We start from the raw sequence: 10807 nt of genomic DNA, 5'->3' as shown, positions 1-10807 counted from the left end.
GACCAAATCTTGAGCAGGTGAAAAATGAACGCAATCAAATTGAAACTACAGATGTCGGCGCTGGCGGTGTTGCTGTCAGGCTGCGCGGCCGGACCGGATTTCAAGCAGCCGGATGCGCCGCAAGTGCAGGGATATACCAAGGAGCCATTGCCGCAAAAAACCTCTTCCGCGGCTACGCTTGGGGGCGATGCGCAGCAATTTGTCGAAGGCATGGACATTCCGGCCCAATGGTGGACGCTGTTCAATTCGCCGTCCTTGAATGCCGTAATCGAGGAAGCCCTGAAAGCCAGCCCCGACCTGCAATCGGCGCAAGCCGCATTGCGTGCGGCGCAGGAGCAGGTGTCGGCGCAGCAGGGCGCGTTCCTGCCGAGCGTCAACGCCAGCCTGGCGCCGACCCGGCAGAAGCAGCCGGTATCGGCCGGGCAGGGCGCCTCGCCGTTCAATCTGCATACGGCGCAGGTCAGCGTCTCTTACACGCTCGATGCTTTCGGCGGCAACCGGCGCCAGGTCGAGGGTTTGCAGGCGCAGGCGGAACAGCAGAAATTCCTGCTGGAGGCAGCGTACCTGACGCTGACTTCAAATGTAGTGGAAGCAGCGGTGCAGGAGGCCGGGTTGCGGGCACAAATTGCAGCGACTCAGGAAGTGCTCAAAGTGCAGGAACAATTGCTGGAGCTGTTGCAGCGGCAGTATGCACTGGGCGATGTCGCCCAGGCCGACGTCCTGACGCAGCAGGCGGCGCTGGCGCAGACCCAGGCCAGCTTGCCGCCATTGCAGAAATCGCTGGCGCAACAGCGCGATCGCCTGACCGCGCTGGCAGGACGCTTCCCGAGCCAGGAACTGGAGCAGAAATTCGACCTGGCCAGTCTCAGCCTGCCGCAGAAGCTGCCGCTCAGCCTGCCGTCCAGCCTGGTGCGGCAGCGGCCGGATGTGCGGTCGGCGGAAGCGCAGCTGCATGCGGCCAGCGCCGCGGTCGGCATCGCTACTGCGAACATGCTGCCGCAGATCACCTTGAGTGCGAATATCGGCAGCGCGGCGGCGGAAATGGGGAACCTGTTTACTTCGGGCACCGGCTTGTGGGGACTGGCGGGCGGCTTGACGCAACCTTTATTTGCCGGCGGCGCGCTGCTGCACAGGAAGCGCGCCTCCGAAGCGTTGCTGGAGCAGGCGGCCGCGCAGTACAAGAGTACGGTGATCCTGGCTTTCCAGAATGTGGCGGACAGTTTGCGTGCCTTGCAATACGATGCTGACGCCTTGCAGGCGCAAGACGCCGCCGAACGTGCAGCAGCGCGCAGCCTGGAAATTTCACGCAGGTCGGTGCAGCTTGGGGAGACCAGCCCGCAGACTTTATTGGCCGCGCAACAGGCTTACCAACAAGCGGTGATCGGCCTGGCGCAGGCGCAGGCAGCGCGCTTCGCCGATACGGCGGCCTTGTTCCAGGCCTTGGGCGGCGGCTGGTGGAATCGCGGCGAGCTTGCGCTCAACAGTCCTGCCAGGTAAACCAGCGGACGCGTATTTAGGCAGTTTAGCAACACGGCAGCTTGTGCACTTGCCATGCCGCAGCCATTTTCTGGTATGATCGGCGACATCCAGTTGCTGCTGTTGTTATTGCTGTTTTGCGGCAGGCAGGCTGAAACGAATTTCACATCTGTAAGAGCGAGAAAGGCATCCCGGTTATGACACCGCGAACTACCACCACGATCTGTGAGCGACGCTAGTCGAGGCTTTTTTCTACCTGCATGATGAAAAAAGCGCGGCTGGTCCGCGTTTTTTTTCGTCCGCGTTTTTGTAAAGCACACGTTAATTTCATTCAATCCGGCGTCGTCCCGAGTGACCGCCGATATGGGGCTCAAAATGATAGCAGTCAAACTTCCCGATGGTTCACAGCGTCAATTCGATGCGCCGCTGACTGTGGCGCAGGTCGCCGCCAGCATCGGCGCCGGCCTGGCCAAGGCGGCGCTGGCCGGCAAGGTCGACGGCAAGCTGGTGGATACCTCGTTCCTGATAGAGCGCGATGTCGAGCTGGCCATCGTCACCGACAAGGATGCCGACGGACTGGAAGTGATTCGCCATTCGACCGCCCACTTGCTGGCGTACGCGGTAAAGGAACTGTTTCCCGATGCGCAGGTGACTATCGGCCCGGTGATCGAAAACGGTTTCTACTACGATTTTGCCTACAAGCGTCCGTTCACTCCAGAAGACTTGCAGGAGATTGAAAAGAAGATGGCGGAACTGGCCAAGAAGGACGAGCCGGTGACACGCAAGGTAGTGGCGCGCGACGAAGCCATCGCCTATTTCGAATCGATAGGCGAGGCTTACAAGGCCGAGCTGATCGGCTCGATTCCCCAGGACCAGGAAGTCTCCTTATATACAGAAGGCAAGTTCACCGACTTGTGCCGTGGCCCGCACGTGCCGTCAACCGGCAAATTGAAGGTGTTCAAGCTGATGAAGCTGGCCGGCGCCTACTGGCGCGGCGATGCAAAAAATGAAATGTTGCAGCGTGTGTACGGCACCGCCTGGGCCAAGAAGGATGAGCAGGAAGCCTATCTGCACATGCTGGAAGAGGCGGAAAAGCGCGACCACCGCAAGCTGGGGCGCGCGCTCGACCTGTTCCATTTCCAGGATGAAGCGCCGGGCCTGATTTTCTGGCATCCGAAGGGCTGGACTATCTGGCAGCAGGTTGAGCAGTTCATGCGCCGTGTTTACCAGGATAACGGTTACCAGGAAGTCAAGGCGCCGCAAATCCTGGACCGCACTTTGTGGGAAAAGACCGGCCACTGGGATAACTACCGCGACAACATGTTCACTACCGAGTCGGAAAGCCGCAGTTATGCCCTGAAGCCGATGAACTGCCCCGGCCATATCCAGATTTTCAATTCCGGCCTGCATAGCTACCGCGACCTGCCGCTGCGCTACGGCGAATTCGGCCAATGCCACCGCAACGAGCCGTCCGGCGCCTTGCACGGCATGATGCGGGTGCGCGGCTTTACCCAGGATGACGGTCATATTTTCTGTACCGAAGAACAGGTGCAGGAAGAGGTGGCGGCCTTCGACAAGGTGGTGCGCCAGGTGTATACCGATTTCGGTTTTACCGAAGTAGCGGTGAAGCTGGCTTTGCGCCCTGAAAAGCGGGTCGGCGAAGATGTGGTCTGGGACAAGGCGGAAAGCGCCTTGCGCGAAGCGATCCGGGCTTCCGGCACGGAATGGGAAGAATTGCCGGGCGAAGGCGCGTTCTACGGCCCGAAAATCGAATACCACCTGAAAGACTCGATCGGCCGCTCCTGGCAGTGCGGCACCATGCAGGTCGACTTTTCAATGCCGGGCCGGCTCGGTTCGGAATATGTCACGGAAGATAACGGCCGCAAGGTGCCGGTCATGCTGCATAGGGCGATTGTCGGTTCGCTCGAGCGTTTTATCGGAATACTGATCGAAAATCATGCCGGCGCGATGCCCCTGTGGCTTGCTCCCGTGCAAGTTGTTGTTTTGAATATCTCGGACGCGCAGTCGGAATATGTGAAAAATGTTGCACAAACGCTGAAAAAACAAGGGTTTAGAGTAGAGACCGATTTGCGTAATGAGAAGATTACCTATAAAATACGGCAGCATTCTTTGCAGAAGCCGCCTTATATACTGGTTGTCGGTGATAAAGAGCGGGATGCAAACACAGTGGCCGTGCGAGCGCGGGGCAATGTCGACCTGGGTGTGATGCCTATCGACGTACTGGTGGAACGCCTCAAGAACGAGGTTGAAACCAAAGCCTGAACGGGGCAACCCGAAGCGCAAGAGCACGGCTTAATTATTTGATTTTTAAAGGAAACTGCAATAGCTACGGACAAGTCACATCGCATCAACGGCGAAATTACTGCGCCAGAATTGCGCTTATCCGGTGTCGAGAACGAAGCACTCGGTATCGTCAGTCTGGCTGAGGCCTTCCGCCTGGCGGAAGAGGCGAACGTTGATCTGGTGGAAATCGCACCGACCGCGCAGCCGCCAGTAGCCCGTTTGATGGACTACGGCAAGTTCAAGTACCAGGAGCAGAAGAAGGCGCACGAAGCCAAGTTGAAGCAGAAGGTCATCCTGGTCAAGGAAGTCAAATTCCGTCCAGGCACCGATGATGGGGATTACAACATCAAGCTGCGCAACTTGACCCGTTTCCTGGATGAAGACGGCGACAAGGTCAAGATCACGCTGCGTTTCCGCGGCCGTGAAATGGCTCACCAGGACATCGGCGTACGCATGCTGGAACGTCTGAAGCAAGACCTGGAGCCGTACGGACAGGTCGAGCAGTGGCCTAAGATGGAAGGGCGCCAGATGATCATGATCATTGGCCCCAAGAAGAAAAAGTAATTCGATTTTAGGCGAGCTGGATGAGCAATCGTCCGGATCGCCCAAAAGCAGCAGGCCAGATTCTGCTGCGAAATTCAGTTGCGGTCATTGGTGCAGCTGGGTTTAAACAAGTGAGAGCAGGCATCCAAGCGTAACGTCATGTTGCCACCTGCAATCATGTTAAAAAAGGAGCTGTCCCTAGAGGACAGATAGTGTCATGCCAAAAATGAAGACGAAAAGCAGCGCCAAAAAGCGCTTTCGTGTGCGTCCGGGTGGAACCGTTAAACGCGGTCAAGCGTTCAAGCGCCACATCCTGACCAAGAAAACCACCAAAAACAAACGTCAATTGCGCGGTTCCGTTGGGGTCAATGACCACAACATGGTATCCGTTTCGCGCATGTTGCCGAACGCTTAACCTCATACTAAGGAGTTATTATGCCTAGAGTAAAACGTGGGGTTACAGCTCGTGCCCGTCATAAAAAAATCTTGGTGCAAGCCAAGGGTTACCGCGGTCGCCGCAGTAAAGTCTATCGCGTAGCCAAGCAAGCGGTTATGCGCGCTGGTCAATATGCATACCGTGACCGCCGCAACAAGAAGCGCGTATTCCGTGCATTGTGGATCGCCCGTATCAACGCTGCTTCGCGTGAGCATGGCGTTACATACAGCGTATTCATGAACGGTCTGAAGCGTGCTTCGATCGAACTGGACCGTAAGGTTCTGGCTGATATGGCAGTGATGGACAAGCCAGCGTTTGCTGCGATTGTCAATCAAGTCAAGGCCAACATCGCTGCGTAACTCATCTTAGTTACGTAGTTTTGCCATCGCTGCAGTGTTTGTTGGCAGCGTGGCAATCCCGAGCGGGGCAGAGGTCAACACCTTGTGCCCCGTTTGTGTTTTTAACCGCTGGTTTTTCGATTTTATCAGCGTATTTCGGCTTCATTGGAGCAGGAAAACTGCATGAACTCCCTAGAACAATTAGTAACGCAAGCCCAAGCTGATTTCACCGCCGCCGCCGACGCCGCCGCGCTGGAAAATGCGAAGGCCAAGTATCTCGGCAAGACCGGCCAGATCACCGAGCAGATGAAGGGGCTGGGCAAGCTGGCGCCGGATGAGCGCAAGGTCCAGGGCGCAGTCATCAACAATGCCAAAGAGCAGATCGAAGCCGCGCTGAATGCGCGCCGTGATGCACTGGCCAATGCGCAGATGCAAGAGCGCCTGAATGCGGAAGCGATCGATGTCACCTTGCCGGGCCGCGGCCGCGGCGTCGGCGGCATCCATCCTGTGATGCGCTCGTGGCAGCGTATCGAAGAGATTTTCCGTTCTATCGGTTTCGACGTGGCCGACGGCCCCGAGATCGAAACCGACTGGACCAACTTTACCGCGTTGAACAGCCCGGAAAACCACCCGGCGCGTTCGATGCAGGACACTTTCTACATCGACGGCAAGGACAGCGAAGGCAAGCAACTGCTGCTGCGCACCCATACCAGCCCGATGCAGGTGCGTTATGCGCGCATGAACAAGCCGCCGATCAAGGTCATTGCGCCGGGCCGTACTTACCGGGTCGATAGCGACGCTACCCACTCGCCGATGTTCCACCAGGTCGAAGGCCTGTGGATCGCCGAGGACATCAGCTTCGCCGACCTCAAGGGCGTGTACCTGAATTTCGTCAAGGCCTTCTTTGAAACCGACGACCTGCAAGTGCGTTTCCGCCCGTCGTACTTTCCGTTCACCGAGCCATCGGCCGAGATCGACATTGCCTTCGGCAGCGGTCCGCTGAAAGGACGCTGGCTGGAAGTGTCCGGCGCCGGCCAGGTGCACCCGAACGTGGTGCGCAACATGGGGCTGGATCCGGAACAGTTCATCGGTTTTGCGTTCGGCTCCGGCATCGAGCGCCTGACCATGCTGCGTTATGGCATCAACGATCTGCGCCTGTTTTACGAAGGCGACCTGCGCTTCCTGAAACAATTTAATTAAACTGGCTTCTGAAACGAGCCCATCGCCGAAGACGCCCGGGTTGTCTAGCCATCGTGCTCCGATGCCCCAGCGTTCCCTGCTTCTGTGACTAAAGGTTTTTGAAGGTTTTACCTATGCAATTCTCTGAAAGCTGGCTGCGTTCCATGGTCGATCCGAAGATGACTTCGGACGAATTGTCCCATCTGCTGACCATGTCAGGTCTCGAAGTGGAAGAGGTCGAGCCGGTTGCGCCGCCCTTTACCAATATCGTGGTCGGCCTGGTGGTCGAGACCGCCAAGCATCCGAACGCCGATCGCCTCAATGTCTGCCAGGTCGATGTCGGCACCGGCACCATGCTCAATATCGTATGCGGCGCGCCGAATGTACGGCCTGGCCTCAAGGTGCCTTGTGCGATGGTCGGTGCAATTCTGCCGCCAGGCGCGGATGGCAAGCCATTCGAGATCAAGCTCGGGCAGCTGCGCGGCGTCGAATCGCAGGGCATGTTGTGCTCGGCGCGCGAACTGAAACTGTCGGAAGACCATGGCGGTTTGCTGGAATTGCCGGAAGATGCGCCGGTCGGCAAGAATTTCCGCGATTATTTCGAGCTGAACGACCTGAAGTTCACCATCAAGCTGACGCCGAACAAGGCCGATTGCCTGTCGGTGCTGGGCGTGGCGCGCGAAGTATCGGCGCTGACCGGTACGCCGCTGAAGCAGCCGGTATTCAAGGCTGTCAGCGCCAACATCGCTGAAACGCTGCCGGTCAAGATTTCGGCGCCGGACCTGTGCGGCCGTTTTTCCGGCCGCGTGATCCGCGGCCTGAACGCCAAGGCGGCAACGCCGCGCTGGATGAAGCAGCGCCTGGAGCGCAGCGGCCAGCGTCCGATTTCGGCTTTGGTCGACATCTCCAACTATGTCATGCTGGAGCTGGGGCGTCCTACCCACGTCTTCGACCTGGACAAGATCCACGGCGGCCTCGATGTCCGCTGGGGCAAGGCTGGCGAATCGCTTAAACTGTTGAACGGCAATACGGTCAGCGTCGACGACTGGATCGGCGTGATCGCCGACGACCGGCAGATCGAATCGCTGGCCGGCATCATGGGCGGCGACGCTACCGCGGTGTCGCTGGAAACGCAAAACATCTACCTGGAAGCCGCATTCTGGTGGCCGCAGGCGATACAAGGCCGTGCCCGCCGGTTCAACTTCTCGACCGATGCCGGCCATCGCTTCGAGCGCGGCGTCGATTTTGCGACCACGGTTGAGCACATCGAACGCATCACTGCCTTGCTGATCGACATTTGCGGTACGCCCCAGACCCAGGTCGGCCCGGTCGACGATCAAAGCGTCAACCTGCCAAAACGCGATCCGGTCAAGGTGCGCACGGCGCGCGCCATCAAGGTCATCGGCGTGCCTTTGTCGGATAGCCAGATCGCCGACATCTTCACCCGCCTGGGCCTGGCGTTCACGCAAGAGAACGGCGTGTTTTCGGTGACGCCGCCGTCGTACCGTTTCGATATCGAGATCGAGGAAGACCTGATCGAGGAAATCGCCCGCGTCTACGGTTTTGAAAATATCCCGGCCTTGCCGCCGGTGGCGCCGAACGCGATGTACATCGCGCCGGAGAACCAACGCTCGCTGTTCACGATCCGGCGCCAGCTGGCTGACCTGGATTACCAGGAAGTGATCAATTTCAGTTTTGTCGAAGAAGCCTGGGAAGCCGACTTTGCCGGCAACCTGGAGCCGATCAAGCTGCTCAATCCGATCGCCAGCCAGATGAGCGTGATGCGTTCGTCGCTGATCGCCAGCCTGGTGGCCAACGTCAAATACAATCTGAACCGCAAGTTGAACCGGGTCCGGATTTTTGAAACAGGCGCGGTGTATACGCGTAACCAGGAAGTCCAGGACGGGCCGCTGGCAGTCGCCGGTTTTGAACAGCCGAAGCGGGTCGCCGGCCTGGCCTATGGTCCGCAAGCAGATGAGCAATGGGGGCAGGCTAGCCGCACCGTCGATTTCTTCGACGTCAAGGCGGACCTGGAAGCCTTGTTTGCACCCGCAACTTTGCGTTTCGCCAAACTGGAACATCCCGCTTTGCATCCGGGCCGTTCGGCGCAGGTGCTGCTGGGCGACGTCGCGGTAGGCTTTATCGGCGAGTTGCATCCGCGCCTGCAGCAGAAGTACGAGTTGCCGCTGGCCCCGGTTTTGTTTGAAGTCGACGCCTTGGCCTTGCAGCAACGGCAAGTGCCTGCGTATGCCGAGATTTCGAAATTCCCGGCGGTGGTGCGCGACCTTGCGGTGGTGGTTAAACAAGCCGTTTATGCACAAGATTTACTGGATGTTTTTGCTGCTGAGCAGCAAGGGAATCCAGCCTGCCGGATTCTGCAAGCCATTGTTTTATTTGATGAATATCACGGCAAAGGACTGGAAAATGACGAAAAAAGTCTTGCTTTCCGTTTTACCTTGCAAGATACTGAAAACACCCTTCAAGATGACACCGTAGAAGCCGCCATGTCGGCTTTGATCGCTGCTGTCAGCAAGGTGCCAACAGCTAGATTGCGCGCCTGATCTGTAATTGAATGGCTTTAATGATATCTAAACCTGCAGCAAATACCGGTGCGCTCGACACACAGCCGCACCGGCTGCAGCAATCCCAAAAAGACGGGGGCGTAACAACAGAATGAACAATATGCAGACAGTAGAATTTGAATCCGTTCTGGACGCCGATCTGAACCGGGCGATGCGCGAAGCGCAAGCCCGTTCGCAGGCAGAAAAGAATTTGCCGACATTGACCAAGGCGGAACTGGCTGAACTTTTGTTTGAACAGGTAGGCCTCAACAAGCGTGAAGCCAAGGACATGGTTGAAACGTTTTTCGATGAAATCCGGGATGCGCTGGAACGCGGCGAATCCGTGAAATTGTCCGGTTTCGGCAATTTCCAGTTGCGCGACAAGCCGCAGCGTCCGGGCCGCAATCCGAAGACCGGGGAAGAGATTCCCATCACTGCGCGCCGCGTGGTCACTTTCCACGCAAGCCAGAAACTCAAGGGCATGGTTGAAGCCGCAAGCCTGCAACCGATCCAGCCTATCCAACAGTTTGCCGCCGCTCTCCCAGCTAATTCATGAACGATCGCATTAGTAAGTCCGAGCTTGTCGTATTGCCGCCGATTCCGGCCAAGCGTTATTTCACCATAGGCGAAGTCAGCGACCTGTGCGGCGTCAAGCCGCATGTGCTGCGCTACTGGGAACAGGAATTCACCCAGCTCAAGCCGGTCAAGCGGCGCGGCAATCGCCGTTATTACCAGCACCATGAAGTGCTGCTGATCCGCCGCATCCGTGAATTATTGTATGAACATGGCTTTACCATCAGCGGCGCCCGCAACAAGCTTGACGGCCGCCTGGGTGGCGCCGCCGAAGCCGAGCTTGCCGAGGCCAGGAAAAACGAAGTCAACCTGACAGAAGTGCGGCATGAACTGGAACAGATACTCGATTTGCTGATACCCAAGGTAGAGCAAGCCGCTCAGTGAATATTGAATCAACGAGGGAGAGCAATCTCCCTTTTTTGTATTTGGAATAATTACACCTATGCTCAGCGATCCGCGTTTCCCCAATCTTTTCATCCTCAACCATCCGCTGATCCAGCACAAGCTGACGCATATGCGGAGCAAGGAAACATCAACCCGCACGTTCCGCCAGCTGTTGCGTGAAATCACGCTGCTGATGGGTTATGAAATCACGCGCGACTTGCCGCTGACCACGCAGCAGATCGAGACGCCGATGCAAAGCATGGAAGCGCCGGTGATTGCCGGCCGCAAGCTGGCGGTGGTGCCGGTACTGCGGGCCGGGATCGGCATGAGCGACGGCTTGCTGGACCTGGTGCCGTCGGCGCGGGTCGGCCATATCGGCGTGTATCGCGATCCCGACACGCATCAGCCGGTTGAATACCTGGTGCGGTTGCCGGACCTGGCGGAGCGGATCTTTATCGTGTGCGATCCCATGGTGGCGACCGGTAATTCGGCAGTACACGCGGTCGATGTCCTGAAAAAACGCGGCGTCGGCGACGACCAGATCATTTTCCTGGCGCTGGTGGCCGCGCCTGAAGGCGTGCAGGTATTCCAGGACGCGCATCCCGGAGTCAAGCTGTACGTTGCCAGCCTCGATTCGCATCTCGACGCGCATGCCTACATCGTGCCCGGACTAGGCGACGCCGGCGACCGCATCTTCGGCACCAAATAATCCGCGCACCAGTTAAATAGGGTCAGAGTCTGACCCTTCCCCTCAAATTTCGCTTGTAAACTCTCCGAAATCGCGTTAACTTTCAATCTCAAAAACGGTGCATGCATGGCTGTGTTACCCCTTTCATTCGTAGCGACCAAACTGCGAAGGAAAGACCATGCATGCACAACGCATCATACAAGATCTGATTTTGAAGCAATACCCTGCAGTGCATGCTAAACGGCGTGACTGCCTGGCGAAGGTAAGCAGCGCCGCCGTGCACGGTGGCTTGAGCCTGATTCGGATGAGCAAGGCACTCGATAGC

At 57.7% G+C, this 10807-nt stretch carries 10 protein-coding genes; all 10 read left to right on the top strand.

Features of this window, described 5'->3' with window-relative positions; translation table 11 throughout:
• Positions 1-24: 24 nt before the first annotated feature.
• The 10 genes from BM062_RS17185 (at position 25) to upp (ending at position 10503) form a co-directional block, all read left to right on the top strand.
• Positions 25-1497 (top strand): efflux transporter outer membrane subunit, encoded by a 1473-nt coding sequence (locus tag BM062_RS17185; RefSeq protein WP_092399040.1) that lies wholly within the window; start codon positions 25-27, stop codon positions 1495-1497.
• A 354-nt stretch (positions 1498-1851) separates the two neighbouring features.
• A complete protein-coding gene (thrS, locus tag BM062_RS17180) occupies positions 1852-3759 on the top strand; it encodes a threonine--tRNA ligase (protein WP_092399202.1) in 1908 nt (635 codons plus the stop codon).
• 60 nt (positions 3760-3819) lie between these two features.
• The gene (gene infC, locus BM062_RS17175) at positions 3820-4344 is read left to right on the top strand and encodes a translation initiation factor IF-3 (protein ID WP_082814671.1); all 525 of its coding nucleotides are present in this window, start codon (positions 3820-3822) and stop codon (positions 4342-4344) included.
• A 196-nt stretch (positions 4345-4540) separates the two neighbouring features.
• Positions 4541-4738 carry a 50S ribosomal protein L35 gene (gene rpmI / locus BM062_RS17170; RefSeq protein WP_061539612.1) on the top strand — a complete coding sequence of 66 codons (198 nt, stop codon included), beginning with the start codon at positions 4541-4543 and terminating at the stop codon, positions 4736-4738.
• Positions 4739-4758: 20 nt separating this feature from the next.
• Positions 4759-5118 carry a 50S ribosomal protein L20 gene (rplT, locus tag BM062_RS17165; RefSeq protein WP_014005489.1) on the top strand — a complete coding sequence of 120 codons (360 nt, stop codon included), beginning with the start codon at positions 4759-4761 and terminating at the stop codon, positions 5116-5118.
• 162 nt (positions 5119-5280) lie between these two features.
• Complete coding sequence (gene pheS, locus BM062_RS17160; RefSeq protein ID WP_092399038.1) at positions 5281-6297, top strand: phenylalanine--tRNA ligase subunit alpha; 1017 nt, start codon at positions 5281-5283, stop codon at positions 6295-6297.
• A gap of 113 nt (positions 6298-6410) precedes the next feature.
• Entirely contained in the window at positions 6411-8837 is a 2427-nt protein-coding gene (pheT, locus tag BM062_RS17155; protein WP_092399036.1) for a phenylalanine--tRNA ligase subunit beta, read from the top strand.
• Positions 8838-8949: 112 nt separating this feature from the next.
• On the top strand, positions 8950-9393 hold the full coding sequence (locus BM062_RS17150) for an integration host factor subunit alpha (protein ID WP_014005494.1): 444 nt from the start codon (positions 8950-8952) through the stop codon (positions 9391-9393).
• The gene (locus tag BM062_RS17145; protein WP_092399034.1) at positions 9390-9794 is read left to right on the top strand and encodes a MerR family transcriptional regulator; all 405 of its coding nucleotides are present in this window, start codon (positions 9390-9392) and stop codon (positions 9792-9794) included. Before BM062_RS17150 ends, BM062_RS17145 begins: the two co-directional genes overlap by 4 nt.
• Positions 9795-9852: 58 nt before the next feature.
• On the top strand, positions 9853-10503 hold the full coding sequence (gene upp / locus BM062_RS17140) for a uracil phosphoribosyltransferase (RefSeq protein ID WP_092399032.1): 651 nt from the start codon (positions 9853-9855) through the stop codon (positions 10501-10503).
• Positions 10504-10807 lie beyond the last annotated feature (304 nt).

The organism is Collimonas sp. OK412 (genome assembly GCF_900112135.1).
Lineage (GTDB): Bacteria > Pseudomonadota > Gammaproteobacteria > Burkholderiales > Burkholderiaceae_D > Collimonas > Collimonas rhizosphaerae.
Note: the sequence above shows the minus strand (reverse complement) of the source record. Positions and strands in the feature narration are given on the sequence as shown.